The organism is Rhodococcus sp. ARC_M6 (assembly GCF_022810305.1).
Lineage (GTDB): Bacteria > Actinomycetota > Actinomycetes > Mycobacteriales > Mycobacteriaceae > Rhodococcus_F.
Genome location: NZ_JALGQH010000007.1, coordinates 102,913 through 129,091, shown reverse-complemented (window position 1 = coordinate 129,091; position 26,179 = coordinate 102,913). Strand labels below are relative to the sequence as shown.

The following is a 26,179-nucleotide window of genomic DNA, read 5'->3' as shown; positions in this document are numbered from 1 at the left end:
TTCCTCCGCTCCCCTGTCACTGTAATGCCGATCACAAATCAATGCTGAAGCTGACCATGCGGTTTCCTTTATCCGGCCGCTACCTGGACCAATTCGCTTGCGCGCTCAGCCACCATGACCGCAGTTGCGTGCGGTCCACGACTGGGGATCGCGGGAAAGATCGAAGTGTCGACGATACTGAGTGCGTCGACGCCGAAGACACTGCACTGCTCGTCCACGACCGACCCCATCGCACAACTGCCACTCATGTGCAGCGACGTCCCCAGCCTCGACTCGATCCACTCGTCCGAGTAGTCGATGTCCGGTCGCTCGATCAGTCCGGTAGCGGCGATTGATTCCAGCAGGTCCTCGGCCAACCTCATACCCCGACGAATCGTCGCGCGATCATGCCCCGAATCCAGATAGTTGTACCGAATCCGTGGAGCACCCGCCGGCGCCATCGCGTCGAGCTCTACACTTCCACGACTGTGCGGTGCCATGAGGACAACGCCCATACCGTGATCCATCGGCGCTACGCCTGGCACAAGATCTGTGAATGACGCGGTGTACGGACGGAGTTCGAGATCCGGATCATTGAGCGTCACTTCCAAAACCGGCGTTCGGTATCGCAGCAACTCGGGCGTCGAATATCGGTACGGGATCAGAACTTCCGGATGATCGACGAACCCCTGCCCAACTTCGGGCAGGTCAACTACGACGGGAATTTCTTGGGCGGCAAGGTGTTCGGCCGATCCGACACCGGAATTGAGCAGCAAATGTGGCGTCGCAACGGCACCCGCACACACCACGACATGAGCGGCACGAATACGTCGAAGTTGTATGCCGTCGAGGACGTCGACTCCGATGGCGCGGGTTCCCGAGAAGACAATTCGAACGACCACGACACCGACGTCGACGCTCAGATTTGTGCGGCCCAGAGCCGGCATCAGATAGCCGAGCGCCGTGCTGATTCGGCGATGCTCGGAAATATTGAGCGGGACGGGGCCGACGCCGACAGAGTCCGGAGCATTCTTGTCGAGGTCATCGGGAAAACCTGCCTCGATCGCCGCTTGGTGGAACTGTCCACTCAGCGGATGCATGTGATCCAATTGCCGACGACGAACCGGAATCGGGCCGCGCTCACCGTGATACGGCCCGCCGAAATCGTGATCGGTCTCCGACTGACAGAAGTACGGCAATACCTTCTCGTAGCTCCACGATTGTGGCCAGTTCCCGAAATCCGTGCGTGTGGCTCGAGCAAAATACGCGCCGTTGACAGCCCCCGAACCTCCCAACGTCCGACCGCGCGAGATCGTGGCGAGGCGATCGGGCGTCAACTCGACCGGGTACGTCCATGTGTGCTCACTGGTCGGACCCACCGGCAACAAGTATGGATCGTCCAGTACCGCCGGGAGTTCGAGCGTCGACCGATAGCCCGGTCCCGCTTCGAGAAGCAACACCGTCGCTGCAGGATCTTCGCTGAGCCTCGCCGCGATCACGCAACCGGTGGTGCCGCCGCCGACAACCACAAAATCTGCGTAATCCGGAACACTCACTTGGTAATTCGAGGCTTCAACGCAGCCAGGTCGCGCGCCTCGATTGCACCGCGCCACAGGCCGAATCCGTACGCCACGTCATCAGCCCGCTTGAACAACACGTACCGCACCGGCCCCAGCCCACCGGGTTCACGGTGCCGGTACCAATCCACCAGCCCCTCCCCGACTGCTGCAGCAAGCGCCAAGCGTCGAATCTTGCGTGAACTGATGACCGCCAACAGAGTGACCGGCCAATAGTGACGGCACATCGCCGACGCGAGTTGCCAGAACCCGCCCACAAATCCTTGGGCAGCAAGAATGGCCGCGATGCGTGTCGGCTGACGTAGCCCGGTGAACATCTTCCGCAAGCGGAACGTGGTGAACAGCAAAGCCCCGATCGCGCCGGCCAACCCGGACCGGGTGAGAGTGGCAGCAGCAATGCACGAGAACAACATCCAGAACGACATGGCCATCGGCGGCACCGACCCCGGATGACGCGCGGCCAGCGGCGCCGCGCCGGTTCCGTAGAAAGCGCGTCGACTGAACCACTTGTCGAACTGCACCCGGTGATCGTGGGCGACATTCGCAACCGGTTCATAACGCAGGCGCCAACCAGCAGCCTGCAAACGCCAACAGAAATCGACGTCCTCGGCCACTTCGAGGCTTTCGTCGAAACCTTCGCATTCGAGGGCCACGTCGCGGCGCACGATCAGCGCTGCACTGGGCACGTAAGCCACGGGACTACCCGACTTGACCGCAGCCTCCTTGCGTCCCAGATCCAGGGAGGAGCGCATGTTCTCGTAACGAGCCAAAGCTGTCCCGTACGGATCGAGAGCCACAATCCTCGGCGCCACCAAGGCAACTCCCGGGTCACTGAAATGACCCAGCATCAGCTCGAGCCAACCGGCCCGCGGAATGACGTCGGAATCGAGGAATGCCACGAAACGTGTTTGGGCCGAACGCAACCCTGAGTTTCGAGCCGCCGACGGACCACGCGCCTTATCGTGCCGGACGACGGTGATCGAGCCAGTTCCCGGAGCATTCTGACGGGGCTCCAGAGGAACCTCGGATCCGTCGTCGACGACGATCACAGTCAGATCTTTGAGAGCAGGCAACAGCCGTTCGACACCCACCTTGTTGTCCTTCACCGGAATCACAACAGTGACGTCGGCCGCTGACGGCGTCGACATAGGTCGAGGATTTGCCACTCCCGAATCGAGCAGATGGCGCGCCACTGCCGCACTCTGCTGATCGACGACCTCGAGAAAACCGTCGCCGATCATCGCGGCCGCAGTCGGAGCGAGCTTGAGCATGCGCGTCGGCGAACCGCCGATGAGCACGCGGCCACCCGAGTACGTGCGAACTTTGGGATCCAACCGAATGCCGAAGCCATCGGGGAGTCGTGCGGGTCGCATCAGGCGATCGTCGCGGCAAGCACCGTGAATCGGTTCGGGTAGATCGCCCGCCCCCCATCGGTTGCAATCATCACCGAAGCCTCCCATCCGGACCCGGTTGCCACCGGGTCAGTCCATCCGTCGCGCGTTGCACCAACCCGCCGAAAATCTGTGCGCCGTCAGCGGCTGTCGCCTCGACTGGATCACCCAGAACTCCATTATCCGACACAGCGACCATACCGCCCGAACGCAATCCTGGCATCAGGTCTGCGATCGGAGAAATATTTCCGGCCACTGCGCGGGCCATATCCACGCAATCCGGCGAAAGATGCAGTAAGAGGCTTGTTTCTGTCCTGCCCGCATGAGCGTCTGCCCCCGGAACTGCGCAGGGCGCCCAGGCCGCATCACGGCCTTCGTAGCGCAGTAGCGCCACGGCTTTGGCCAAAGCCGGGCCGTTTCCACCGTGACCGTTCACGAACAACACCCGAGTTGCCCATCGAAACGCCGACCGCCCGTACTCGACGATCACCATTTCCATGGCCTCGGCACCGATTGAAATGGTCCCGGCAAATCCTTCATGCTCACCGCTCGCGCCGTACTCGAGTGCGGGCGCAACCACGACGCCGGGAAGCGCGCCGGCGACAGCTCTCGCGATTCGAGTATCGGTATCGAGAGGTAGGTGCGGACCGTGCTGCTCCAACGAACCGACCGGGACCACGACGGTGAGAGCCGTGCCTTCGAGACAAGGACTTGGTATGGCGGACAGCTCTCGAACTTCGGTCATCATCCGATGGTATTCGCCAACGGGCAAGTGCACGAACTCCACCCACCCTACCTCTTCCAGAATGCCGAATATATATGTATACCAACAACTCTCGAGCGCAAATTCGCCAAAACCTGTCCGAAATGTCTCTAGGAATCGAAATCCTGTTCGATTAGAATCAATGCATGAGGAATCGGGAAGCATGGCAACTGAACAGCGAGGGTCTCAAAGTCGAGGCCCTCGACCTGGTCCGCGCCCGCCACGGCCTGCAATCGCGCCTGGTGCACCTCGTTGTCGAGATGTTCACCCGTGACGCTCTCCCCGACACAGGCTTCCGGGCTATCGCCCAGTGGCTTCACCGCTCCACCAACCTCGAGATCGGTGAGTGCAGCCAACTGGTCTCGCTTGCGCGGCTGTTCATGCTCGAACCTGTAGTTGCACAGTCCTTTTACGATGGTGACATCGACGCGCTCAAAGCCCGGCAGGTAGCCCAGTTCTGCCAGCACCCACCCAAGAACATGCATACCGCGGACATCGAAAAGGCCCGCGACATCCTGCTGGACCTGGCCTCGAAAAAGGTTTCCGACTGCGACGGAAGTCCGCGCGGCCATCCGGCGTATCGAAAAGAAGTACGGCAATCGCGACGACGGAGTCCCCGTCGGGGAAGATTCTTCAGCACAACGAGTCCTATGCATCGAAAGGTTTGTACGGTCGCGTCAGCGTCAAGGGTGATCTCGATGCCGTGAACGGCGCCCGGTTGATAGCGCTACTCTCCGGACTCTCGAAGCCGACTCCCGAAATTTACGGCGTGAAAGATGCTCGTACCCCGGCACTTCGACGCGCCGACGGTTTCTGCGAACTCCTGCACCGCTTTGAGATGGCCGGCCTCGGACCCGTCGAAGGTGGCGTCAAACCGCACCTGACGATTACGGCTACCGCGAAAGACCTCACGGACCTGCAGGCATTGAAAGACCTGTTACCGTCCACCGAGGAACTCGGCTATGCGATTACCAACTGGGCCGGCCCGATCAGTCTCGACAGTGCCCGCATGCTGGCCTGTGACTGCACGGTCACCCGAATCCTGCTCGACCAGAACGGCGTTCCGCTCAATCATGGGCTCGACGAGCGAACAGCGACGGTCCCGCAGCGGCGAGCTTTGGCCGTCAGAGATGGTGGATGCGCTTTTCCCGGCTGCGGTACCCCGCCCGGATGGTGCGACGCCCACCATGTAGTTCATTGGATGGACAGTGGTCCAACGGATTTCGATAATCTCATACTTTTGTGCGGCCACCATCATCGGTTACTGCACCACAGCGAATGGAGTGTCGAGATCGGGGACGATCGGAAAACCCGGTTTTATCCGCCGATGTCTGTCGATCCGTCTCAGGTTCCGATACCGGGAAACAGTCCCCCGACAGCCGCTTGAACAACCGGATGGTCCGCGTGTACACCGGGGCAGAAACATGCCCTGGTGTAAATGCGTTGGTGCACACGTTGTTGGGGTTCATGGCATTTCGCAGCGCAGATTAGATCGCCGATGCAACACGGTGGCCCTCGATTACCGCGGCATGTGAACGGCGCGGCGACAACGCATCACCGATACGGTGAATCTCGAAGGAACTGCCTCGCAGCATGTTCCACAGATCATCTTCCGGTTCCTGCTGCGTCGCATACACAACCCAGTCGACAACGCTGGTCTCCGCCACACCGGTTGGGTGGTGCACCAAATCGACGGTCAACGGACTATCTCCGTGCACTGCCGTCACCATCAGATCCGTGCGCTGCGTAATCGACTTCTCGTGCGCCCGCCGGTTCCACGCCTCAAAATCCAAGGTAATGCTCAAATCCTGAGCGACCACCATCCCGTTGGTCGCGATGGTGACCTCACAGCCGTGATCGGCCAGGAACTCCGCAACCGAGGGGCCTTGATGAAATCCAAGCTCATCGAACACCAGCACCGAACCACCCGGAAGAATCTTGCCGTCCAGCACATCTCTGACGCCGATTACGCGCTCCGACTCCCCCGCCCACGCTGGGGGAACTGCCCGCGCTCCCGTTGCGATCACAACAACATCAGCGGCCATGGCCGCCAGCATCTCGCCCGTCGCGTCTGTTCGTAAATTGATCTCGACACCGCTTCTGCGACATTCGGATTCAAGGTTGCGGATCAGGTCACCGAGCTCTCGGCGAGCGGGCATCACCGACGCTGTGCAGATTTGCCCACCAAGAACACTGTCACGCTCGAACAGCGTTACCCGATGCCCCCGCCGGGCCGCTGTCGCCGCGGCCTGCAACCCTGCCGGGCCACCGCCGACCACCACGACGCGTCTTCCCCGCACATGTGGCACCGGCAACAAGACCGACTCACGACCAGCCGTCGGATTCTCCGTACACCCCAGCCAACGGTTGAGCCCCATCCGTCCGACGCATTCTTGGTTGCAGGACAAGCAGGTTCGTACCGTTGCCGATTCACCGGCGCGAGCCTTGTTCACAAAATCCGGGTCAGCGATCTGGCCGCGCACCACTCCCACAAGATCACACAGACCTTCATCGAGCGCCTGCTCAGCCTGCTCTGCAGACTTGAACCGTCCCACGCCGATCACCGGCAGTGAGACTACTTCTTTGATCGCCGACGGAATGAAGTTCGCGTAGCCGGCCGGCACTGCCATCGACGCCTCGATCAGATGTAGTGTCTCCGTAGCCATCCCGATGGCAGTATTGATGTAGTCGACCTGACCGTCGGCCTCCACCAGCTGCGCCGTTTCGACGGCGTCGACCAGTTCGATGCCGCCGCGCGTACCTTCGTAGCCGCTGAGCCTGACCCCGAGAATTCGATCAGGACCGATCGCCTCGCGGAGAACACGCAAGACCTCCAGCAGAAACTGCGCCCGGTTTTCCGTCTTGCCGCCATACCGATCCGTGCGACGGTTTGTGGACGGTGCCAGAAATGCGCGGACTATCGACGACTGCGACGCCTGTAATTCGACGCCGTCGAAACCGCCGGCAATGCAGTTGCGCGCTACCAGTGAGAAGCCGTCGAGAATTTCGGCGATGTCGGCGTCGTCAACCGCTTTGGGGACTTCACGAAACAGTGGATCCGCGATTGCGCTGGGGGCCCAGAGCGGGCGCCTCGAGTATGTTCCGGCTCCCTGCCCGCCGTTGTGATTGATCTGCGCCAGGATCACCGAACCGTGCGCGTGCACAGATTCGGTGATCCGGCGATACCCCTCGACCACCTCGGGCCGATAACCCTCGATCATCTTCTCGTACGGTCGATCCGACGGATGAGTCGAATGTTCCTCACTGATGATCAGCCCAGCCCCGCCCTTTGCCCGCGCCCCGTAATACGCGGCGTGCTGCGCTGTCGGCAACCCGTCCGCGGCGTAGTTGGTCAGGTGCGCCGAGAACACGACCCGGTTACGCAGAGTCAGGTTGCCCAGGCGCAGAGGTGCGAAGAGTCGAGGGTATGACGTCATCAGACCTTGGAGTTGCCCTGATCGAGCGCGAAATGACTGGCCGTCACGGTGCGTGATCCGTCGCCCGCCAACCACGCGACGGTATCGGAAATCTCCTCCGGCTCCGCAAACGCGGTGTCAGTGAGGATGGGTGCAAAGTTAGGCAGGTATTGCGGGTAGTTCTGGAAAATCGCGAGGGCACCCTGATCGGTTCCCATCGGGGTGTTGACGCCGTACGGATGAATGGAGTTGACGCGGATCTTGTACTCCCCCAGTTCCTTTGCTGCAGCCTGTGTGAGTCCGACGAGACCGAACTTCGCGCTACCGTAGTGGGCCTGGCCGGGCATGGCTTTGAGGCCGGCGACGGAACTGATCACGACGATCGACCCACCGCGGCCACCCTCGATCATGGTGGGAACCGCAGCTTTGAGCGTCTTCCAGACACCGGTCAGGTTGATGTCGATGAGGGTTTCCCACTGCTCGTCCGACATCTCCCAGAAGCGGTTCCAGTTACAGACACCGGCATTCGCTACGACGATGTCGAGTCGACCGAACTGCTCGACGCCTTCCTTCACGACGGCTGCGAGTGCCGCGCTGTCTCGGACGTCAGCCTCACGGGCAAAGATCTTTGCGCCTTCTGCTTCCACCAGACGCACGGTCTCGGCGAAATCGTCGGCTGTCGATGCTTCATAGGTGTTGTCGGCCGCGACTGCCGCGCACACATCGACGGCAATGATCGACGCGCCTTCGCGAGCCAGGCGGATGGCATGCGAGCGACCCTGTCCGCGTGCTGCGCCGGTGATGAATGCAACGCGGCCCTCGAGTGAACGTGTCTGTGTCATGTGCTGACCCTCTCATCGGAATTGAAACTTGTTCTAGTAGTAAACCCTGCCGAACGCCCTTCGCGTATGGATTCGAGAACAGTTCTCGGAGCAATTGCATCTCCGACTCGCAAGACACCGAAATTCTGGAGGGTATCCGCAGGCAGACGTGGTGAGCAGTCGACCACCACGGCGCAGGGCAACTGCGTCTCCACACCCGTATAGACGTTCTCGACAACCACAGCACCGTTGGAGACCGCGACAACTCGAGAGGAACACACCCGCAAGATTCCGGCCTGCTGGATTCGGGTGTTGGCGCCCACCAGATCCCCGCTCATTCCCAATCGCGAACCGACGATCGTGTCGGAGGTGACTATCGAAACGGCGAGGCCCTGCTCTGCAAGTGCCTCGGCGATCGCAATTGCAATCGGCCCACCCAGTGGATCGACCAGAACGACAGGGCCTTTCATATAGGTTGGCTCCCGAGCTGCCGACGCGTCCATCCAGCGAACCGACGAATCCACGGGGTACGTCGGGGGCCTGGCGACGCTACCCGTCGCAATCACTACCAACTCACCTCTGCCGTGCGCGTCATCGATGTCCTGCGAACTCACCACGGTCTCGGTCCGCAGGACCACCCCGAGCGCCCGGCATTCGTCCTCGAGCCACTGCGACAGCAAGCCGAACCGGGCTCGCCCAGCCCCCTGTGCAAAATTTTCGATCATGCCACCCCACCGCGACGACTGTTCGTTGAGAGTCACCGACCAACCCTGCCCAGCCAGGATTCTTGCTGCTTCCAACCCTGCTGGTCCGCCGCCCACCACTAGTGCGGATCCCGACGCCCGATCCTGCTTTCGCTCATCAGGATCCATCGTCTCGAAGCCTGCGGTGGGATTGCCGACGCATGTCACCACCGGATTCCGGGGGTCGAGTACCAGGCATGTTTGATTGCAGAGCACGCATGGCCGCGGCTGATCGCCGCGGCCGGATTTGAGAACCAGGTCGGGGTCGGCGATCTGGGCTCGGGTCATTTCCACAAAGTCTGCGACGTTCAGGCTGTCACACGCGTCGGAGACGTTCGCGATACTGCCTTGCGCAACAACAGGAATCGATACCGCACTCTTCATACCGCGGCACAGATCCAGATTAAAGTTCGGCGCTTCGTGAAAGTCCGGGCGATATTGCGAAACCGAGTAGAGACCACCGCGCACCACTACGAGCAGATCGAGGTACTGCTCCAATTCGGCCGCATACCCAGCCGCCAACTCCGGTGTCACGCCCGCCCACGGAGCCAACTCGTCGCACGACAACCGCAGGGAGACAACCCCACCCGCCCCGACCGACTCACGAACGGCCTGAAGAACTTCCCGCAGCAACGCCGGCCGATCAGTCCCGTATCGATCGGTTCGTGTATTGGTCAGCCCGGAAAGAAACTGCCGCAGAATACTTCGCGGTCCGGCATCAATCTCGACTCCGTCCATACCGGAAGCAACCGCAAGCGCCGCAGAGGAACAAAAGGCCGCGATCAACTCTTCGATGTCGGACTGCTCCATCACCATCGGCAACTCGCGTGTCACCGGATCAGCTACCCGCGACGGCCCCCACAGCACGGATTGTGAGTAGGCACTCGAACCCTGCATTCCGGTATGCCCCAGCCCGGCAAGAATCAGTGCGCCGTGGGCAGCGCAGGCCGCCGAGATGGACTGCCAACCCGGACCGCACAGCGCTGCCAGCGGCGCCCGCTCGTACGGCCAGTCGTTCTCCAGAACCGAGGCAACCTCCGTGACGATGATCCCGGCACCACCTTCGGCGCGGCGCTGGTAGTACGCGCGATGCCGATCCGAAAATGATCGCCCCACACCGAGATTGGTCTCATGCGGACCGAAAACAACCCTGGACCGGACTGTGCGTCCGGCCAGGGTTGTGTGTTCGTCGATGCTCACTTCACAGTTCGATCACCAGGCGAGGGTCAAGCGCCCAGCGTGCGGGTGAAACCTTCCGGGATCACCAAGTCAGCGGGACTGAGCTCGCTGATGGAGGCATGTCCGAGGCCCATCAGGCCCGAGTCGATACCCATACGCATGAGGTCGAGAACATTCTCGACACCGGCCTGGCCGTTTGCCGAAAGGCCCCACAGGTACGCGCGCCCCAGCATGACTGCCTTGGCGCCGAGAGCAAGTGCCTTCACGACGTCGCCGCCGCGTCGAATACCGCCGTCGAGAACAACTTCCACCTGATCGCCGACCGCTGCAGCGATACCCGGGAGCACGCGGATCGGTGCCGGGGTGCCGTCGAGGTTGTTACCGCCGTGGTTAGAGACGGAGATCGCGGAAACTCCGGCGTCGACGGCACGCTTCGCGTCGTCGATACGCATGATGCCCTTGAGCATGAACGGGCCACCCCACTGCTCGCGCAGCCACGCGATGTCTTCCCAGGTCGGGAGCGGGGTCTGCATCCATTCGCCGTACGCGCCGAAGAACGTCGGTGCCGGCTGGCCCGGTGCGGCAAGGTTCGGTGTCGTCAGGTCCGGGATCTTGCCGGTCTTTGCGAACTCGAACAACCACTTCGGGCGCATGATGCCCTCGGGTGCGAACTGGAACATCGCCTTGAGGTCCATCTTTTCGGGGATGGACGGGCTGCCCCAGTCGCGACCGTACGCGAAGGACCAGTCGGTAGTGATGATCAGGCCCTTGGCGCCGGCAGCACGTGCGCGCTCCATGCGCTGCAGGAGCACGTCGCGGCTACCGACCCAGTACATCTGGAAGAACACCTGCGGGTTGGCCGCGGCGACCTCTTCGATGGACTTGCTGGCAAAGGAGCTCAGTCCGATGGCTGTTCCTCGTGCCGCAGCAGCCCGCGCAACAGCGACCTCACCGTCGGGATGCACAGCCTGCACACCCGTCGGCGAAATCATCACGGGGAGTGAAATATCCTGCCCCATAATGGTTGTGGACATGTCGCGCTCGTTCGGCAAACCCGCCGCGTGCGGTGAGAAACCCAATTCACTGTAGGCCGCGATGTTGTCGTCAACGGTCAGACCCTTTTCGGACCCGGCCACCAGCGCCGCATACACGGACTTGGGCAACCTCTTCTGGGCGCGTCGCTGAGCTTCAGCGACGGTCTCGAAGAAAGCGTTCTTAGCCATCAAACAAACCTCTCGTAGCGCAAGTAGCGAAGAGCTACTTACATTCCCGCAAGCGGGTTTTCGTCACAGATCTTGGAAGGGGGACGCATCATCAGCGTCAGGGGAACGGATGCGCGCGGAGTCTTGCGCTGCCCGGACCGCGAGTGGTCGACGCTGGACTTGGGAACCTCACCGGCGCCCGCAAGGGCCATCTCGCCGTTACCGATGACGCACTCGGGATCGGGGCCGTCCATCGGCAGTCCGGTGAAGAACTTGGCTGCCATGCAGCCGCCGCGGCAGGAGTCGTAGTGGTCGCACTTTGCGCATGCGCCACCGGTCTGCGGTGAACGCAGTTCCTGGAACAGATCCGAATGCTGCCACACATGCTGGAAGCCACCGTCTTTCACGATGTTTCCGGCAAGGAACTGCTCGTGAATCGCGAACGGGCAGGCGTAGACGTCGCCGACCGGGTCGATCAAGCAGACAACGCGACCGGCACCGCACAGGTTCAGGCCGGGCAGTGCATCTCCGAAAGCGGAGAGGTGGAAGAAGGAGTCACCGGTCAGGACGCCTTCACCGTTGGCAACCAGCCAGTTGTAGAGCTCACGCTGCTGCTCCGGACGGGGGTGCAGATCGTCCCACACGTCCGCGCCACGGCCCGAGGGACGCAGACGGGTGATGCGCAGGGTCGCGTCGTACATGTCCGCGAGTGCCTTGAATTCGTCGAGCTGACTGACGTTGTGACGGGTGACGACAACCGAAATCTTGGCGTCTTTGAAGCCGGCTTCCTTCAGGTTTTCCAGCGCGCGCACTGCCATGGCAAACGAACCCGGTCCGCGCACAGCATCATTGACCTCGGCGGTCGCGCCGTCGATGGAAATCTGCACGTCGACGTAGTCGCTGGCCGCAAGACGCTCGGCGACCTTCTTGTCGATCTTGACGCCGTTGGTGGAGAACTTGACTCCCACCTGATGGGCCGTCGCGTAGTCGACGAGTTCCCAGAAGTCGGAGCGCACGGTGGGCTCGCCGCCGCCGATGTTGACGTAGAAGACCTGCATGCGCTGCAGCTCGTCGATGATGGCCTTGCACTGTTCGGTGCTGAGCTCGTTGGGGTCACGACGACCCGAAGACGAGAGGCAGTGCACGCACGAAAGGTTGCAGGCGTAGGTAAGTTCCCACGTCAGGCAGATGGGTGCGTCGAGTCCGAGTTCGAACTGATCGACAAGGCGACCCACCGGTGCCGGCGTGGAGGGATGTTCAAGAACTGAGGTCATGGCTGTGTCCTCGCGAAGTATGAAGCGGGCGAACGTGCAGAAGGGCTGTTCCGCACGGTGGAGCGAGCGTCTGACTCAGGCAGGCACAATCATGTGCGAGTCCGCGAGAGTGCTCAGCGCACGGGCATATTGGGGAGCCGCGTCATCCGCGATGCCCTGCGCACGCAGTGCGGATCGGACATCAGGATGGTCTGGCAACGCCTTGACCACAGCAACGATGGTCGTGTTTTTCAGGAACGAGAGCTTGCGTGTTCCGAAGTGGTAGAGCAACGCCCCGAAAGGTTCGGGGCGAAGCGCTACCTGCGGGTGGAGTTTCCACCCCGCATCGAGATCAAGAGCAGGCACGGTCAGTACACGCCGCACATGCCGTCGATGGAGACCTCTTCAACGAGCGATTCTTCGATCAGGTCGTTGTCGAGTGCCTTATTGTCACGATCGGACATGGATTCCTCCTGAATCTGTGGTCACGAGTGGGATTTCACTGTGACTCGGTTCACCACTGTAATGGCATCGAGTGCACAATGACAGACATGGAGCGAAAAAAGAATGGCTAGCCGGAAAACCCCGTCCGCTCGGATCGGTCGTAAACCCTCCACGACCAGGGACGGAATCAGCACGGTCGGCATCAAGCTCTTCTCCACGCTCGGCTTCAACGACGTCAGCGTCGACCAGATCGCCGACGCCGCCGGCATCGCCCGACGGACGTTCTTCCGTTACTTTCCCTCCAAGAACGCCGTCCCCTGGGGCGACTTCGACGCCCACCTCGACGAGATGCGTGCACACCTCGATTCGCTCCCCGAAGAACTGCCACTGGTCGACGCACTCGAATCCGCACTGTTGACCTTCAACACTTTCCCGCCCGAAGAGACTGCTGTGCACCGTAAACGGATGGAACTCATCCTTACTGTGCCCACCCTTCAGGCATACTCGGCGGTGATGTACGAAGGTTGGCGGCAGGTGGTCGCCGAGTATGCAGCTCGGAGAATGAATCTCGAACCGACCGATCACGGTCCACGTACCGTGGGTTACCTTCTGCTCGGTGTCGCGATGGCCGCGTACGAACAGTGGCTCACCGACGACGCTCTGGAACTACCCGAACTTCTGCGAACCGGAACGCAGGCCTTGCGCACCGGTATCAGCATCTAACGAAAGACACTGATGGCTACCTCGACCCCCGCAGTCATGGATTCACTTGCCCCCTCGGCGCCGGGCCGATGGTCGTTCGGGCATGTCACTGTCGAGCGCGTCGACTCTGTCACCGTCGAACGCGTGAAGTCGGGCCCGCTGGAGCTCAGCCGCAACGACGACGGACTGCTGGTGCGACATTCACTGACCGCCGCCGATCTGAGCGAGCGCCTCGTTGCCGGTGTCACCGCGTCGATCGAGGACGCAGACTTCGGACAGGACGAATTCGAGCTCACCATGGTGGGTCTGGTTCGCTCCACCGTCGACGGCGCCCTCGAATCGTGGACCACCTACTATCGGAACTCGCTGAACGAACTACTCGACGGCAGTGCCGATTTTGCACCGATCCACGAGAAGGCGCAGGAATTGGTCCGGGGCAGCGTTCTCGATCTCGGATCTTGCTTCGGCTTCTTCCCGTTGCGGCTCGCGAAAGCCGGAATGAACGTGACTGCCACCGACATTCACCCCGGAACCATGGTTCTGCTCGACGCAGTAGCCCCCGAACTCGGCATCGACATCACGACCCTGATCTGCGACGCCGGCGAGGTGCCGGCCCCGGACAAGAGCGTCGATACCGTCACTGCAATCCACCTTCTCGAACATGTGGACAACGAGGTGGGTGAAAAGGTGATCGCACAGGCGTTGCGAATCGCCCGGCAACGCGTCGTGATCGCTGTGCCGTTCGAGGACGAGGCCACTGCCTGCCACGGTCACATTCGAACCTTTGATCTCGAATCACTGAGATCGGTGGGCGAGAAGACCGGCGTTCCGTTCGAGGTATTCGAGCACCACGGCGGCTGGCTGGTACTCGACGCACAGTAGGTGCGAAACTCTTACGCGTCTTCCTTCAAAGTATGCGCAACAAGCGCATTCGCATGACCGTGCCCCATACTGTGTTCCGACTTCAGCCAGTTCACCAACTCCAGGTGCTTGGTCAGTTCGGAACTGCGAATCATGGCCTGCCACTCACTGATCGGCCGACCGTACTTCTTCTCGATCGACGGGAAATACGACGCTGGGCCTTTCACCGATTCAGTCATGTCGAGAATCTACCGCGATCCCACTCTGCGCCGAACAGGAATGCCTCAGGGGTGAGTGAGATGCGTTGTCATCGTGTAATCCTTGCTCGGACCTGACACCGTCCAGACGACGGACCATCCTGAATCCGACGCTGACGCAATGTCGATACGGCCTCGATAAGTATCTGCTCCGCAGAGGTGCTCGACATCCTGTCCGGGATTCCACTCGTGAAACTCTCGGCCGTCCTCGAACGTCACGGCCCAATCACCATCGTGTTGCTCGATGAACAGCGTCCGAAACACCGGCAGTTCGAGATCGCCGTCGAACAACGTGCCGCTTTCGTACCAACGGAATCGGCCGTCGACTGCTTCTTCGATGATGGTCTGCCCGACGACGCGCTTCGTAGCTCCTGCCACTCGATCGTCGATTGTTCGATCGAAGTTCCACTCCCCGACCAGCGCCTTGGGATCGACGCGCTCGCTATTGACCATCCTGCAATTCTAAGTGCGAACAGTCGCCTCGAGTGCCCGGAGTATGTTGCGAGTACACCGCCACACCCCGCAGGAGACTGACAGATCATGAACGATTCGGCCGCGCCTCACCATCGAACCGTCTACGCCGAGGACCTCCGGATCGGTCAAACTATGGCGCTGGGTTCGTACACGGTTTCCGAGGAGGAGATCCTCGACTTTGCAACACAGTGGGATCCACAGTGGTTTCACACCGACAAGGACGCAGCCGAATCCGGCGTCGTCGGTGGGCTCATCGGCAGCGGAGTTCACACCTTGGCGATCTGCCAGAAACTAGTGGTCGCAAGTCTCTACGACCAGTGGAATGTCATCGCCGGCAAGAGCATGCGCGACATACGGTTTCTGCGCCCGCTTCGCCCCGGCGACACGTTGACGGGTGAGCTCACCGTCGACAACGTCGTACTCGACAATCGCTCACGCGGATTGGTCACCACGACAGCCCAATTGGTCGACTCGCACGGCAATCGCATGTTCGAGGTCGTCACCGACGCTTATCTTCACTGCCGACAGACTCCGTGACCCCCAGAATCGGGTGGGCGGTACAGCGCGAAGCTGAGCCCGCCGTCTGGCTCGCTCCCTATCGATATCCCGACGCCAGTCCACAGGCGAACTGGCTCGCAGATCGATACCCACACATAGTTCAGATAACGCACCCACCCGAACCTGACGGATTGCCCGAGATGGGCTCGCTCCCGGAGGGCCTCCTCGACCCGCTGTTCGAGCACCTCCACGACGCGTATGCCGGACTGTTCTGGGCCGGATGGGGCGGATTTCTCGATGCAGATTTACTCGGCGCTGCTGCAGTTCACGACACAAATGACTGGAGATACTGCGTTGTCTCGGCGGTCCGGTCTCCCGGCCCGTCTGCTGTTCGCGAACGGTCTCCCAACTTCTGGTGGCCGCGAGATCATTCGTGGTGCACAGCAACCGGAATTGACGAAAATCGAACCCTTGTCGCGTCGGCCGACCGTGACCGACTCCGAGCCATCCACGAGGACCCTCGCTTCAACTCTGAGGTTTTCAGCCGTTGAGCAATGCCGGACCATCAACCATGAGTCGGATGCAATCGACACCGAATGTGATCGGCATCTCTTCTGCTTCCGACTGTGGACCGGCCGACAGTCTGCGCATAGACTTTGCTGCGATTACCGCCTGGATACCGCGGTCGGACCACCTTTTCGGGCAGGTGGCCACCACTTCGGGCCACCTGGACACCGGTTCTACGTCGGCCAGGTTCCCGCTGATCGGGAACGTATTGCCTGACCGCTAGGATCCCCAGTAGCTTTTCATCACTGCTACCATTGAACTAGAACACGTTCTAGATGTAGCACTTCACTGACCTGCGCTTTACCCAGCTTCACGAGAGGACTTGCTTCGCGATGACGACAGTCGAGGTACCGCACAGCTCGCGATCGGCGGTACTCACCGTGTCCGGAGTCGTCGAAGAGACTTCAGACGCCCGGTCGCTGGTGTTCGAGATTCCCGCAGATCTGAAGGGCAAGTTCGACTACAAGCCCGGACAGTTCCTGACGCTCCGCATCCCGAGCGACCAGACCGGTTCGGTCGCACGGTGCTACTCCCTAGCCAGCTCACCGTTCACAGACGATGCACCCAAGGTGACCGTCAAGCGAACCGTCGACGGCTACGGCTCCAACTGGCTGTGCGACAAGGTCCAGGTCGGCGACACCATCGAGGTCCTGCCTCCGTCCGGTGTCTTCACCCCCAAGTCGCTTGATCACGACTTCCTGCTCTTCGGCGCAGGCAGCGGAATCACGCCCGTGATCTCGATCCTCAAGTCCGCTCTCACCCAGGGCAGCGGCAACGTCGTCCTCGTGTACGCGAACCGCGACGAGAAGTCCGTCATCTTCGGCGCTGAGCTCCGTGAACTCGCAGCGCAGCATGCCGGCCGACTGACCATCGTCCACTGGATCGAATCGGTACAGGGCCTGCCCGCTGTCTCCCAGCTGGCTACCCTCGCGAAGCCGTTTGTCGCCTACGAAGCATTCATGTGCGGCCCCGGCCCCTTCATGGACGCCGTGCACAAGGCACTCGCCGAAGCCGGAATGCCCCGCGGCCAGGTCCACGCCGAGGTCTTCAACTCCCTCGCCGGCGACCCGTTCAAGGACGTCGAGCTTGCCGAGGTCACAGACGAAGAAGCAGCTGATGCTGCCACTGTCGAGGTCGAACTCGACGGCGAAACCCACACCCTCGTGTGGCCCCGCAAGCAGACCCTCGTCGACATCATGCTCGCCAAGGGCCTCGACGTGCCGTACTCCTGCCAGGAAGGCGAATGCGGGTCTTGCGCCTGCACCGTCATCCAAGGCGAAGTGACGATGGACAACTGCGACGTCCTCGACGCCGAAGACATCGCCAACGGCTACATCCTCGGATGCCAGGCCAAGCCTGTCACCGACACCCTCAAGATCGAGTTCTGACCGAAGATTCTTCGGCACAGTTCGGCCCCTGATTCCCCACGGAATCGGGGGCCGAACTGTTTCGGGGCCGCGTTCCGGGTTGCATGCGCAACAGCACGACTATCGCCGCCACGCTGACGACGATGAACCCCTCCCGGAGGATCACGCCGATCGGGAACAGTAGCGGCGAACCTTCCATCAACTGCGCCCCCATACTCGGGCCGCAGTAGATCACCGCAAGCGCCGCAACAAATGCCGCGACGCCCCGACGCGACCGAATCCTGAACAAGATCGTGATCGCCGCCGGAATCAGGTACACCCAGTGGTGAATCCAGCTGATCGGGGACAGTATCGGCGCACTCAACCCGATCACCAAGGCTGCGTCGACGAGCCGGCCCTCGAGATAAATTCGCCGCGCGATCCACAGCGCCAGCACACCCACAATTGCAATGATCGGCATGACCAATGGGTCCGTCCACGAACCCATTGCCGCCAGAGTTCCTTGAAGTGAACCGTTACCCGAACTGGCGATCGCTTCGCCGGTCAGGTCCACCCGATCACTGAGATTCCACACGACGTCAGTCCAAAATGTTCGGCTCAATGTCGGATCAACCAGCGCAGCAGCAAGGGTGACCGCGGCCGCCCCCACCGAACTCCAGATCGCCAGACGCCATTGTTTCGTCACGAGAAAATAGACGATGAACAGTCCGGGCGTCAGCTTGACGGCGGTCGCAATGCCGATCAGAAGGCCACGCGGAAAGTGCCGGCCGAGCCACGAATTTTCGCGTCGGGTGATGTCTACCAACACCAGCGCCATCAACAGCAGATTGACCTGACCGAACGAAATATGTGCGCTGACAGTCGGTGTCACCGATACACCGAGCAGAATCAATGCCATCACCAACGGCCGCAACCTGATCGACTTCGGAGTGAACCGCCACACCGTCCACGCCACCACCAGAATGCACACCAGCGACCACAGTAGGTACGCCGTCCACCAGCCGAAAAGCACTGTGGGCCATAACAACAGCACCGCAAATGGAGTGTAGGTGAAAGGCATCCCCTCCGGTGCGATCATCGGACCGAACAGGTTTCCCGCGTACACATCGCCGCCGCTCGCAAACAAATCTGCGGCGTATCGGTAGACGAGAAAATCAACCGGCTCGACTGCTCGAACGACGTACACCAGATACGCCAAGGCCAGGAAACTTGCCGCAAGCAACGACACGATCGTGGTGACAGTCGTCAATCGAGCAGAAGAAGCGGGCATCGATCGATAGTGTCACAGTCCGTCACGGCAAAAGTTCACTCAGGTCGGAGCGTCCGAAAATGAGCTCGCTCGACTGCGCTCAGATGCTCACACGCATAACTCAAGGCAGTGCGACCCATCTGGGCGGCATTGAGCTCCAGAAACCCGGTCAGCAAATCCCGGTCGACGCGTTTGCCTACCTCACGCAGCATCCAACCCATCGCCTTCTGCGTCAGATCGCGTCGATCGCCGAGAACTGATTCTGCGAGTTCGAGCGTCGTCGTGGCGTCGCCTCTCGTGATGAATCCGTACGTGCTGAGCAGTGCCACGCGGCGACGCCACAGGTCACCTGATGCCGAGAGCTCGAATATCGGACTCCGATCACGATCGAACAACCATCCGCCCAGGATCTGACCGGCCGACGAATCCACCAGGTCCCAATTGTTCACCCGGCCACGTTCCACGGCGTCGAGGTAGAAGTCAGCGATCTTCCGTCGGGTCGCGTCGTCGAAGGTTCGCGGTTTGCTCGCCTTTTCGAACTGCGTCACGAGAATCAACAGGCCGGCCAATCGGTGCTCATGGACCTCACTGCCAAGCAACAGACGAACTTCCGGCAACTCAAGATCGGCAAAATTCTTCACGACAGTCCGCGTCTTGGGCACCCGAACGCCGATAAATACATCGCCCGCGCCGTACTCCCCCGGCCCGGTTTTGAAGAACCGCTGGAGGTGGACTGCGTCATCACTGTTCGCAAGTTCAGCCAACGCGTCACAGACATCGCGCGCACCCGGATCACCCATGCCGACACCATCTCACAATTCACAGCGGCGCCACTGTTGCACGGCTTAATCGACGCTCGCGCACATGGTCACAAATCTTGATACAAAAGCGCCCGGCAGACGGACAACTGCAACCCGAATGCAATTGGCGCAGAGTTGAACTCGGACTCAGACAAGCGTGTACTCGAGAGTGACACAATCTTCGTTCGAGGAGGTTTCGCCATGAAGTCGTGGAATCGAATGCAGGATGCCGTAGCCGTCGCACTCGGTGTCTTTGCCGCACTGTCACCCCTGTGGCTCGTCACCACCGACAAGGCAATGTGGTCACTGGTCGTCCTGGGTGTACTCGTAGCACTCGCCGGCCTGGCACACATGGCACGACCGGACATGGCCGTAGCCGACTACGCGATGGGTGTCTTCGGGCTACTGATGTTCATCTCCCCCTGGGTCATGAACTTCCACGCCCTCGGAGGCGCATCCTGGACTGCCTGGATCGTTGGTGTGCTGACCGTCGTGGTGGCGGCGAGCGCGATGCCAGTAATGAGCGCGAGAATGCACCACGGCGATCACGGAGTGGCCGCCCACTAGAAAACTGGAGAGTCAGGCTCTGATCGCGCCCAGAATCCGTCCAGCGTCGAAAGCTTCGGCGCTGGGCGGAAGGCTGCCCGGCCGGCCGCTCACCAACACCTCGACCTTGCCTGAGCCTGCAGGAATTTCGATCTCGAGAGCATCGATACGACGCAGTGTCTGCCGCGCGACGGCCTCCGCGCTGTCGAACAACTGCACTCCGGCCGGCAGAGCCGCAACGATCTCATCCCTCAGTAACGGATAGTGAGTGCATCCCAGCACAACCCCTTGCACGGCATCCGGCGTACGCGCAGCGGCCGACGCGATTGCCGCCAAGGCAGCCGCCCGGTCACCACGGTCTATGGCGTCGGCCAAGCCGTGACATGCCACCCCGACCACGTCGCTGCCGTCGGCGAATTGGGCGATCAGATCTGCCTGGTACCGACTGGCCGTCGTCGCAGCAGTAGCCCAGATCGCCACCGAATCACACGCAGCCGCGGCAGGCTTGATGGCCGGGACGGTACCGATAACCGGAATGCCCGGCCCGACGAGCTCACGGACATGGTCCAGCGCCGTCACACTTGCCGTATTGCACGGCAGGACGATGACCTGCGCACCTCGATCCAGGCTTCGCTGCGTGGTGCCCAGAACTCGCTCGATCACCCACTCCGCCGGCTTGGGTCCCCACGGCGCACCGTCGGGATCCAAGGAAAGCACGAGATCCAGTTCGGGACGCAGGCGTCGTAGCCAGGCAGAAGTCGGGAGCAGACCAAGTCCCGAGTCGATGAGCGCAACGATCACCGAACAAATCTAGCGTCCCGAACCGGACCGAGCCTCATCAGCTCACGCCGGTGTGGACTCCAACACGTCGGCGATGGGTGTACCCGCGGCGATCTTCATCCGCATCTTCATCACGGCCCCGGCGCTGCCACAACCGACCACGGCTGCCAGCAGTCCGTCGCGCTCGTAGTAGGCGACGAACTTCTTCCCGTCATCCTTGATGATGTGAACCTGATCGGTAGGGGCCACCGTCCCCAGCGCCTGAATCTTCACGTCGTACTGATCGCTCCAGAAGTACGGAACCTGCGCGGCCGCATTCGGGTCACCGGTCCCGGTCAACGCACCGGCGAGGACCTTCGCCTGATCGCCCGCATTGCTCCAGTGCTCAACGCGCTTACGCCGCTCCCCGATGGTCCAAGCCGCCACGTCGCCTACTGCCCACACGTGATCGGCGCTCGTGCGGCCAACCGCGTCACAGAGGACTCCGTTGTCGAGTTCGATACCCGAATCGACAAGCCAATCCGTCACCGGCAGCGAACCCACCCCGATGGCCACCACGTCGACGGCAATCTCGGAACCGTCTGCAAGAACAGCAGTGTCGACGGCTCCGTCACCGGAGAGCGTCTTCAGACCGACGCCGACTCGAACATCAATTCCTTCGGCTCGATGCAGGCGCTCGACGAGAGCGCCCACCGTTGTACCCAGCACCGACGCGAGCGGAGTGGGCTGCGGCTCGAGCAGTGTCACCTCGACGCCGTGCGACTTCATGCTCGACGCCAATTCGCAACCGATGAACCCGGCGCCGACGATCAACGCACGCTTGCCCGGCGCAAGATCAGCGCGCAACGCCAACGCTTCCTCGATCGAGCGGAGTACGTGGACACCCGACAAGTCAGGCAGACCGCTGATCCGACGAGGTGTCAGCCCGGTCGCGATGACCAACTCGTCGTACGGGAGTTCGGACCCGTCGGCAAAGGCAACCGTCTTCGCTGCCGTGTTCACGGACAGAGCCGGCGAACCCAACTTCAAGTCGATCTTGTTCTCCGTGAAGAACTCTGCCGGACGCAATGTGGTCTCGTCCTTGTCCCCACGAATCACTTCCTTGGACAGCGGCGGCCGGTCGTACGGAAGATGAGTCTCACCCCCGGCCAGCACGATCTCGCCGTCAAAACCTGCGCGGCGTAGCTCCTCCGCGGTCCGAAGCCCCGACAAACCCGCGCCCACGATCACAATCCGAGCCACCACACACCAACCTGTCTGTCCTACGTCACTTCCGACGCACACTATGAGCGTCGACACTTGATACTCAAGACTCTGTCATACCAAATACGGACGTAGGCGTGGTGCACCGCGCGTCGATAACAGAAGTCACTACAGTTGACAGGAGACGAGACGCACACACTGAAACTCGAACAGGGAGCCCCGTATGACCAGCGATTCCAGTGAAAAGAACAGCGTCCAATTCGGCGCCCAGGGGCCTGCCGATCTCCACAGCACTCAAGGCAAGACGATCATCGCCGACGCCGTCGTCGCAAAAATTGCCGGCATCGCCACCCGTGAAATCAACGGCGTCTACGACGTCGGTGGCGGTACCGCCCGGGCCGTCGGCGCACTTCGCGACCGAATCCCGGGAGCCCGGGTCAACCACGCCCAGGGTGTAGCCGTCGAGGTCGGCGAGAAGCAGGCCGCCATCGACATCGGGATCGTCGCCGAGTACGGAGTCGCCCTGCACGAGTTGGCGCTCGGTATCCGTCGCAACGTCATCGCAGCAGTAGAACGGATGACCGGTCTCGAAGTCACCGAAGTCAACATCACCGTCTTCGACGTCATGCTCTTCGGTGAATCCGAGAACCCGACCATCGAGCCGGAAGCCAAGCCGAGGGTTCAATGACCGATACCGGCCCTGCCTCCACAGATGGTGCTGCCCAGACTGTCGCCGACACCGCGCTCTCCGTTCCCGGTGTCGCCGAACTGCACGGTGGCCAGTTCGGCGAAGTCGGAACCTACCTACCGGGCAAACGCATCACCGGTGTCGTACTGGACGAAACATCCTGTGCCGTACACATTTCCGTGAAATACCCCGCCAACGTACTGACTGTCGCCGAGCAGGTCAGACAGGCGGTCGGGCAGGTAGTCGACGTACCGATCACCATCACTGTCGGCGACGTCGTCGTCGATGGTGATGGTGATGGTGATGGTGATTCTGCTGAAATTTTCGAAGAAAGGAACTGACGTGAACAGCACTACAGTCGGACTGCTGGTCGGTCTGCTCCTCGCACTCGCCGGCATTCTGGGCGGATTCAGTGGATTCGTCTTCGCTGTACTCCTCGGCGCTGCGGGCATGGCCATCGGCGCACACCGCGACGGACACCTCGACCTGGGTGCCATCCTCCGAAGCCGTGGCCGTGGCTGAGCGCTCGAATTCGAGTACGGCACAACCGGATCCCGGCGAACGCGGCTCGCTTGTCATCAAGGACCGCGCGATGTCCAAGATCGCGACAGCAGCAGCGGTCAACGTTCCCGGCGTAGTTCGCCAAACCGGTGGACTCACCAGGCTGACCGGACGGGACCTCCCCCGAGCCGATATCGCAATGGGCGCCGACGCCATAGCCGTCAACCTCTTCATTGCCGTCACCTGGCCGTGCTCCGTTGTAGATCTGACCGGACGCGTCCGCGACGAAGTCGGCCGCAGCGTCGAATCCCTCACCGGGTACCCACTGACGGACATGAACGTCATGATCGCGGCTACCTGCCCGCCGGAAGAATCAACACCGGTAAGCACCGAAGATGCTGATACCGAACAGGTTTCACAGTGGATTCCGCCTCGTGTGCCATCCGCCGCACCGGCCGCAGCGATATCGGCAGTTGTTGTCGCCTTCGGCCTACTCGCCCTTGCTTTCGTCGTCTCCCGTGAATGGTTCATCAACCGAGGCACTTTCGAATCCGCGCCCTGGATCCAGAATTCTGTCGAATGGGCATCACGACTGCACTGGGAACCGTGGCTGCTGCCCACGGCGATCGCTGCCGTGGTCGCCGGGGTCGTCCTGGTCGTCACCGCCGTCAAACCTCGCGCGAAAACCCATGTAGCACTGGGCAACCCGGCAGCATCGACGGTATGGATGCGTCCCACCGACATCGCCCGCCTCTGTAGCGGGCACGCTGCCTCGGTCCCCGGAGTTCTACGCGCCCGCACCACCGTCGACCGCAAGCACGCAAAGATCCACGTCGATACCGCCGGCGGCGATCACGACGCGCTGATCACCGCCGTCGAAGCCGCTGTTCAACCGCACCTCGACATCCTGCAACGGCCGGTGCAACTGACTGTTCTCGCCCGGGCTGTGCTCACCCGAGAAATGGTCGCTACCCCGAAGGTCGAATCGTGAACCGCTACATAGCAGGACTCGATCGAATAATCGTGCTCGTCATCGGCGTGGCACTCCTCGCAGCAGGCGGCTACATCATTGCCTGGGATGCCGGCGTGAAATTGATCCGTACGTGGGTCTCGCGTCTGGACCGGCCCAGACTCCTCGGAATTCCCGAAGAGGACTGGTGGCATTGGGTCCTCACCGGAACATTTGTCGTCTGCGTTGTTGTCGGACTCGGACTGCTGTCCCTGAATCTTGGGCGACGCCGCACCCGCGCCGTAGAACTCCAGCACGCCGAATCCGGCACCGACGTCAGTGTTGATCTCGGGCCCGTCGCATCCGGAGTTGCCTCCGAACTCGGACAACTACCCGGCGTTCGGAACACCAAGAGTCGAGCCACCGTCGACCGTGGACTCCCGACGCTGTCCATCGTCGTCACCGCGGATCCTGGCATCGACGTCGTGGACTTCACCGCCCGCGCCGAGCACATCGCGGCTTCGGCACGCCGCAATCTCGACGGTTCGGACATTGCCGTGCAGGTTCTTCTCCACCTCGATCGCGTCGACGCTGTGCAGTAGTGACGCTGTGCGGATTGATCTTCCGCTAGGTCTCCGACACACAAGAAAGGCGCTCACTCCCCGAAGGGAATGAGCGCCTTTCTTTGCAGCTATGAATCAACTAGCAAGACAAGAGTCTCACTTGATGATCTTGGCAACCTTGCCGGCGCCGACCGTACGGCCGCCTTCGCGAATTGCGAAGCGCAGGCCCTCGTCCATGGCGACAGGCTGGATGAGCTTGACGGACATCTCGGTGTTGTCACCGGGCATGACCATCTCGGTGCCCTCAGGCAGCGTCACGACGCCCGTAACGTCCGTGGTACGGAAGTAGAACTGCGGGCGGTAGTTGTTGAAGAACGGGGTGTGGCGGCCGCCCTCGTCCTTCGACAGGATGTATGCCTGGCCTTCGAACTCCGTGTGGGGAGTCGTGGTGCCCGGCTTGACAACAACCTGTCCACGCTCGACATCTTCGCGCTTGATGCCACGAACGAGCAGTCCGACGTTGTCGCCGGCCTGGCCCGAGTCGAGCAGCTTGCGGAACATTTCGATGCCCGTGACGGTGGTCTTGGTGGAGGTCTCCTTGATGCCGACGATCTCCACCTCCTCGTTCACGTTGACAACGCCACGCTCGATACGACCGGTGACAACGGTGCCACGGCCGGTGATCGTGAAGACATCCTCGACAGGCATGAGGAAGGGCTTCTCGGTCTCACGAACCGGAGTCGGGATGGACTCGTCGACAGCAGCCATGAGGTCGAGGATGGACTGGGTCCACTTCGGGTCGCCCTCGAGTGCCTTGAGTGCCGAGATCGGGATGACCGGGGCGTCCTCGTCGAATTCCTGAGCGGCCAGCAGTTCGCGGACCTCCATCTCGACGAGCTCGAGGATCTCTTCGTCGTCAACCATGTCGGCCTTGTTCAGGGCGACGAGGATGTACGGAACGCCAACCTGGCGAGCGAGCAGGACATGCTCGCGCGTCTGGGGCATCGGGCCATCGGTAGCTGCGACGACGAGGATAGCGCCGTCCATCTGAGCTGCGCCGGTGATCATGTTCTTGATGTAGTCGGCGTGACCCGGTGCATCGACGTGCGCGTAGTGGCGCTTTTCCGTCTGGTACTCAACATGCGAGATGTTGATCGTGATGCCACGAGCCTTTTCCTCGGGTGCCTTATCGATCTGATCGAAGGCCGAAGCCTCGTTCAGGTCGGGGAAAGCATCCGCAAGCACCTTGGTGATGGCCGCCGTCGTCGTGGTCTTGCCGTGGTCGACGTGACCGATGGTGCCGATGTTCACGTGCGGCTTCGTCCGCTCGAACTTCGCCTTCGCCACTTTGTGTCCTCCTGGACTGATAATTGCTTGCCGTATGCAGCAGTGCGGTTGGTTATTAC

30 protein-coding genes are annotated in these 26,179 nt (G+C 61.4%); 12 read left to right on the top strand and 18 right to left on the bottom strand.

Translation table 11 applies throughout. The features are described 5' to 3' along the window. Positions 1-68: 68 nt before the first annotated feature. From mftG to MTX36_RS11095, 4 genes are all read right to left on the bottom strand, one after another. A complete protein-coding gene (gene mftG / locus MTX36_RS11110) occupies positions 69-1,535 on the bottom strand; it encodes a mycofactocin system GMC family oxidoreductase MftG (protein ID WP_243619798.1) in 1,467 nt (488 codons plus the stop codon). After that, positions 1,532-2,929 (bottom strand): mycofactocin biosynthesis glycosyltransferase MftF, encoded by a 1,398-nt coding sequence (gene mftF, locus MTX36_RS11105; protein ID WP_243619797.1) that lies wholly within the window; start codon positions 2,927-2,929, stop codon positions 1,532-1,534. Before mftF ends, mftG begins: the two co-directional genes overlap by 4 nt. A gap of 70 nt (positions 2,930-2,999) precedes the next feature. Next, positions 3,000-3,692 (bottom strand): mycofactocin biosynthesis peptidyl-dipeptidase MftE, encoded by a 693-nt coding sequence (gene mftE, locus MTX36_RS11100; RefSeq protein ID WP_243619796.1) that lies wholly within the window; start codon positions 3,690-3,692, stop codon positions 3,000-3,002. 128 nt (positions 3,693-3,820) lie between these two features. Next, a complete protein-coding gene (locus MTX36_RS11095; protein ID WP_243619795.1) occupies positions 3,821-4,282 on the bottom strand; it encodes a hypothetical protein in 462 nt (153 codons plus the stop codon). 92 nt (positions 4,283-4,374) lie between these two features. On the opposite strand from MTX36_RS11095, the gene MTX36_RS11090 reads away from it, so the two are divergent. Beyond that, positions 4,375-5,097 carry an HNH endonuclease signature motif containing protein gene (locus MTX36_RS11090; RefSeq protein WP_243619794.1) on the top strand — a complete coding sequence of 241 codons (723 nt, stop codon included), beginning with the start codon at positions 4,375-4,377 and terminating at the stop codon, positions 5,095-5,097. A gap of 100 nt (positions 5,098-5,197) precedes the next feature. On the opposite strand, the gene MTX36_RS11085 is transcribed toward MTX36_RS11090, so the two are convergent. The 7 genes from MTX36_RS11085 to mftA all read right to left on the bottom strand — a co-directional run bounded on the left by MTX36_RS11085 (position 5,198) and on the right by mftA (position 12,788). After that, positions 5,198-7,147: a mycofactocin system FadH/OYE family oxidoreductase 2 gene (locus MTX36_RS11085; RefSeq protein ID WP_243619793.1), complete on the bottom strand. Its 1,950-nt coding sequence runs from the start codon at positions 7,145-7,147 to the stop codon at positions 5,198-5,200. Continuing rightward, positions 7,147-7,968 carry a mycofactocin-coupled SDR family oxidoreductase gene (locus MTX36_RS11080; protein ID WP_243619792.1) on the bottom strand — a complete coding sequence of 274 codons (822 nt, stop codon included), beginning with the start codon at positions 7,966-7,968 and terminating at the stop codon, positions 7,147-7,149. Before MTX36_RS11080 ends, MTX36_RS11085 begins: the two co-directional genes overlap by 1 nt. Continuing rightward, positions 7,965-9,890, bottom strand: coding sequence for a mycofactocin system FadH/OYE family oxidoreductase 1 (locus MTX36_RS11075; protein ID WP_243619791.1), 1,926 nt, complete (start codon positions 9,888-9,890; stop codon positions 7,965-7,967). The genes MTX36_RS11080 and MTX36_RS11075 overlap by 4 nt, the downstream gene beginning before the upstream one ends. Before the next feature lie 26 nt (positions 9,891-9,916). Beyond that, positions 9,917-11,092: a pre-mycofactocin synthase MftD gene (mftD, locus tag MTX36_RS11070; protein ID WP_243619790.1), complete on the bottom strand. Its 1,176-nt coding sequence runs from the start codon at positions 11,090-11,092 to the stop codon at positions 9,917-9,919. A 38-nt stretch (positions 11,093-11,130) separates the two neighbouring features. Continuing rightward, complete coding sequence (gene mftC / locus MTX36_RS11065; RefSeq protein WP_243619789.1) at positions 11,131-12,345, bottom strand: mycofactocin radical SAM maturase; 1,215 nt, start codon at positions 12,343-12,345, stop codon at positions 11,131-11,133. Between the two features lie 75 nt (positions 12,346-12,420). After that, positions 12,421-12,708 carry a mycofactocin biosynthesis chaperone MftB gene (gene mftB / locus MTX36_RS11060; protein ID WP_243619788.1) on the bottom strand — a complete coding sequence of 96 codons (288 nt, stop codon included), beginning with the start codon at positions 12,706-12,708 and terminating at the stop codon, positions 12,421-12,423. Next, on the bottom strand, positions 12,693-12,788 hold the full coding sequence (mftA, locus tag MTX36_RS11055; protein WP_072782308.1) for a mycofactocin precursor MftA: 96 nt from the start codon (positions 12,786-12,788) through the stop codon (positions 12,693-12,695). The genes mftB and mftA overlap by 16 nt, the downstream gene beginning before the upstream one ends. Positions 12,789-12,891: 103 nt before the next feature. On the opposite strand from mftA, the gene mftR reads away from it, so the two are divergent. Together mftR and mftM are read left to right on the top strand one after the other, a co-directional pair. Beyond that, entirely contained in the window at positions 12,892-13,491 is a 600-nt protein-coding gene (mftR, locus tag MTX36_RS11050) for a mycofactocin system transcriptional regulator (RefSeq protein ID WP_243619787.1), read from the top strand. 12 nt (positions 13,492-13,503) lie between these two features. Then, positions 13,504-14,352 carry a mycofactocin oligosaccharide methyltransferase MftM gene (gene mftM, locus MTX36_RS11045; protein WP_243619786.1) on the top strand — a complete coding sequence of 283 codons (849 nt, stop codon included), beginning with the start codon at positions 13,504-13,506 and terminating at the stop codon, positions 14,350-14,352. Between the two features lie 11 nt (positions 14,353-14,363). Here the strand turns inward: mftM and MTX36_RS11040 are convergent, their stop codons facing one another. Together MTX36_RS11040 and MTX36_RS11035 are read right to left on the bottom strand one after the other, a co-directional pair. After that, positions 14,364-14,570: a DUF4287 domain-containing protein gene (locus MTX36_RS11040; RefSeq protein ID WP_243619785.1), complete on the bottom strand. Its 207-nt coding sequence runs from the start codon at positions 14,568-14,570 to the stop codon at positions 14,364-14,366. Between the two features lie 45 nt (positions 14,571-14,615). Further along, a complete protein-coding gene (locus tag MTX36_RS11035) occupies positions 14,616-15,041 on the bottom strand; it encodes a DUF6314 family protein (protein ID WP_243619784.1) in 426 nt (141 codons plus the stop codon). Positions 15,042-15,128: 87 nt separating this feature from the next. On the opposite strand from MTX36_RS11035, the gene MTX36_RS11030 reads away from it, so the two are divergent. From MTX36_RS11030 to MTX36_RS11020, 3 genes are all read left to right on the top strand, one after another. Further along, on the top strand, positions 15,129-15,599 hold the full coding sequence (locus tag MTX36_RS11030) for a MaoC/PaaZ C-terminal domain-containing protein (protein WP_243619783.1): 471 nt from the start codon (positions 15,129-15,131) through the stop codon (positions 15,597-15,599). Next, a complete protein-coding gene (locus MTX36_RS11025; RefSeq protein WP_243619782.1) occupies positions 15,596-16,111 on the top strand; it encodes a hypothetical protein in 516 nt (171 codons plus the stop codon). Before MTX36_RS11030 ends, MTX36_RS11025 begins: the two co-directional genes overlap by 4 nt. A gap of 348 nt (positions 16,112-16,459) precedes the next feature. Then, positions 16,460-17,515 carry a ferredoxin--NADP reductase gene (locus MTX36_RS11020; protein ID WP_243619781.1) on the top strand — a complete coding sequence of 352 codons (1,056 nt, stop codon included), beginning with the start codon at positions 16,460-16,462 and terminating at the stop codon, positions 17,513-17,515. Here MTX36_RS11020 and MTX36_RS11015 read toward each other — a convergent pair. Next, positions 17,499-18,764 (bottom strand): glycosyltransferase family 87 protein, encoded by a 1,266-nt coding sequence (locus MTX36_RS11015; RefSeq protein ID WP_243619780.1) that lies wholly within the window; start codon positions 18,762-18,764, stop codon positions 17,499-17,501. The two genes, MTX36_RS11020 and MTX36_RS11015, sit on opposite strands and share 17 nt — an antisense overlap. Before the next feature lie 35 nt (positions 18,765-18,799). Further along, positions 18,800-19,543 carry a DNA alkylation repair protein gene (locus MTX36_RS11010; RefSeq protein ID WP_243619779.1) on the bottom strand — a complete coding sequence of 248 codons (744 nt, stop codon included), beginning with the start codon at positions 19,541-19,543 and terminating at the stop codon, positions 18,800-18,802. A 201-nt stretch (positions 19,544-19,744) separates the two neighbouring features. On the opposite strand from MTX36_RS11010, the gene MTX36_RS11005 reads away from it, so the two are divergent. Then, complete coding sequence (locus MTX36_RS11005) at positions 19,745-20,110, top strand: SPW repeat protein (protein WP_243619778.1); 366 nt, start codon at positions 19,745-19,747, stop codon at positions 20,108-20,110. Positions 20,111-20,122: 12 nt separating this feature from the next. Here MTX36_RS11005 and MTX36_RS11000 read toward each other — a convergent pair whose 3' ends face one another. Continuing rightward, entirely contained in the window at positions 20,123-20,890 is a 768-nt protein-coding gene (locus tag MTX36_RS11000; RefSeq protein ID WP_243619777.1) for a glutamate racemase, read from the bottom strand. A gap of 42 nt (positions 20,891-20,932) precedes the next feature. Beyond that, the gene (locus tag MTX36_RS10995) at positions 20,933-22,111 is read right to left on the bottom strand and encodes an FAD-dependent oxidoreductase (protein WP_243619776.1); all 1,179 of its coding nucleotides are present in this window, start codon (positions 22,109-22,111) and stop codon (positions 20,933-20,935) included. 184 nt (positions 22,112-22,295) lie between these two features. On the opposite strand from MTX36_RS10995, the gene MTX36_RS10990 reads away from it, so the two are divergent. From MTX36_RS10990 to MTX36_RS10970, 5 genes are read left to right on the top strand one after another with little or no spacing between them, the layout of a single operon-like run. Next, on the top strand, positions 22,296-22,760 hold the full coding sequence (locus MTX36_RS10990; protein WP_243619775.1) for an Asp23/Gls24 family envelope stress response protein: 465 nt from the start codon (positions 22,296-22,298) through the stop codon (positions 22,758-22,760). Further along, positions 22,757-23,101, top strand: a complete 345-nt coding sequence (locus tag MTX36_RS10985) for an Asp23/Gls24 family envelope stress response protein (protein ID WP_243619774.1) — start codon at positions 22,757-22,759, stop codon at positions 23,099-23,101. The genes MTX36_RS10990 and MTX36_RS10985 overlap by 4 nt, the downstream gene beginning before the upstream one ends. Position 23,102: 1 nt before the next feature. Next, the gene (locus tag MTX36_RS10980; protein ID WP_094271850.1) at positions 23,103-23,282 is read left to right on the top strand and encodes a DUF2273 domain-containing protein; all 180 of its coding nucleotides are present in this window, start codon (positions 23,103-23,105) and stop codon (positions 23,280-23,282) included. Beyond that, positions 23,269-24,252 carry a DUF6286 domain-containing protein gene (locus tag MTX36_RS10975; protein ID WP_243619773.1) on the top strand — a complete coding sequence of 328 codons (984 nt, stop codon included), beginning with the start codon at positions 23,269-23,271 and terminating at the stop codon, positions 24,250-24,252. The genes MTX36_RS10980 and MTX36_RS10975 overlap by 14 nt, the downstream gene beginning before the upstream one ends. Next, positions 24,249-24,812, top strand: coding sequence for a hypothetical protein (locus MTX36_RS10970; RefSeq protein WP_243619772.1), 564 nt, complete (start codon positions 24,249-24,251; stop codon positions 24,810-24,812). Before MTX36_RS10975 ends, MTX36_RS10970 begins: the two co-directional genes overlap by 4 nt. 117 nt (positions 24,813-24,929) lie before the next feature. Here MTX36_RS10970 and tuf read toward each other — a convergent pair whose 3' ends face one another. After that, positions 24,930-26,120, bottom strand: a complete 1,191-nt coding sequence (gene tuf / locus MTX36_RS10965; protein ID WP_243619771.1) for an elongation factor Tu — start codon at positions 26,118-26,120, stop codon at positions 24,930-24,932. Positions 26,121-26,179: the final 59 nt, after the last annotated feature.

Excerpts from the sequence above, each read along its gene's own strand:
- mftF (WP_243619797.1), bottom strand. The coding sequence starts at position 2,929 with ATGCGACCCGCACGACTCCCCGATGGCTTCGGCATTCGGTTGGATCCC.
- mftE (WP_243619796.1), bottom strand. The coding sequence starts at position 3,692 with ATGACCGAAGTTCGAGAGCTGTCCGCCATACCAAGTCCTTGTCTCGAA.
- MTX36_RS11095 (WP_243619795.1), bottom strand. The coding sequence starts at position 4,282 with ATGGCCGCGCGGACTTCCGTCGCAGTCGGAAACCTTTTTCGAGGCCAG.
- MTX36_RS11085 (WP_243619793.1), bottom strand. The coding sequence starts at position 7,147 with ATGACGTCATACCCTCGACTCTTCGCACCTCTGCGCCTGGGCAACCTG.
- MTX36_RS11080 (WP_243619792.1), bottom strand. The coding sequence starts at position 7,968 with ATGACACAGACACGTTCACTCGAGGGCCGCGTTGCATTCATCACCGGC.
- mftD (WP_243619790.1), bottom strand. The coding sequence starts at position 11,092 with ATGGCTAAGAACGCTTTCTTCGAGACCGTCGCTGAAGCTCAGCGACGC.
- mftC (WP_243619789.1), bottom strand. The coding sequence starts at position 12,345 with ATGACCTCAGTTCTTGAACATCCCTCCACGCCGGCACCGGTGGGTCGC.
- mftA (WP_072782308.1), bottom strand. The coding sequence starts at position 12,788 with ATGTCCGATCGTGACAATAAGGCACTCGACAACGACCTGATCGAAGAA.
- mftR (WP_243619787.1), top strand. The coding sequence starts at position 12,892 with ATGGCTAGCCGGAAAACCCCGTCCGCTCGGATCGGTCGTAAACCCTCC.
- mftM (WP_243619786.1), top strand. The coding sequence starts at position 13,504 with ATGGCTACCTCGACCCCCGCAGTCATGGATTCACTTGCCCCCTCGGCG.
- MTX36_RS11040 (WP_243619785.1), bottom strand. The coding sequence starts at position 14,570 with ATGACTGAATCGGTGAAAGGCCCAGCGTCGTATTTCCCGTCGATCGAG.
- MTX36_RS11035 (WP_243619784.1), bottom strand. The coding sequence starts at position 15,041 with ATGGTCAATAGCGAGCGCGTCGATCCCAAGGCGCTGGTCGGGGAGTGG.
- MTX36_RS11030 (WP_243619783.1), top strand. The coding sequence starts at position 15,129 with ATGAACGATTCGGCCGCGCCTCACCATCGAACCGTCTACGCCGAGGAC.
- MTX36_RS11020 (WP_243619781.1), top strand. The coding sequence starts at position 16,460 with ATGACGACAGTCGAGGTACCGCACAGCTCGCGATCGGCGGTACTCACC.
- MTX36_RS11015 (WP_243619780.1), bottom strand. The coding sequence starts at position 18,764 with ATGCCCGCTTCTTCTGCTCGATTGACGACTGTCACCACGATCGTGTCG.
- MTX36_RS11010 (WP_243619779.1), bottom strand. The coding sequence starts at position 19,543 with ATGGGTGATCCGGGTGCGCGCGATGTCTGTGACGCGTTGGCTGAACTT.
- MTX36_RS11005 (WP_243619778.1), top strand. The coding sequence starts at position 19,745 with ATGAAGTCGTGGAATCGAATGCAGGATGCCGTAGCCGTCGCACTCGGT.
- MTX36_RS10990 (WP_243619775.1), top strand. The coding sequence starts at position 22,296 with ATGACCAGCGATTCCAGTGAAAAGAACAGCGTCCAATTCGGCGCCCAG.
- MTX36_RS10985 (WP_243619774.1), top strand. The coding sequence starts at position 22,757 with ATGACCGATACCGGCCCTGCCTCCACAGATGGTGCTGCCCAGACTGTC.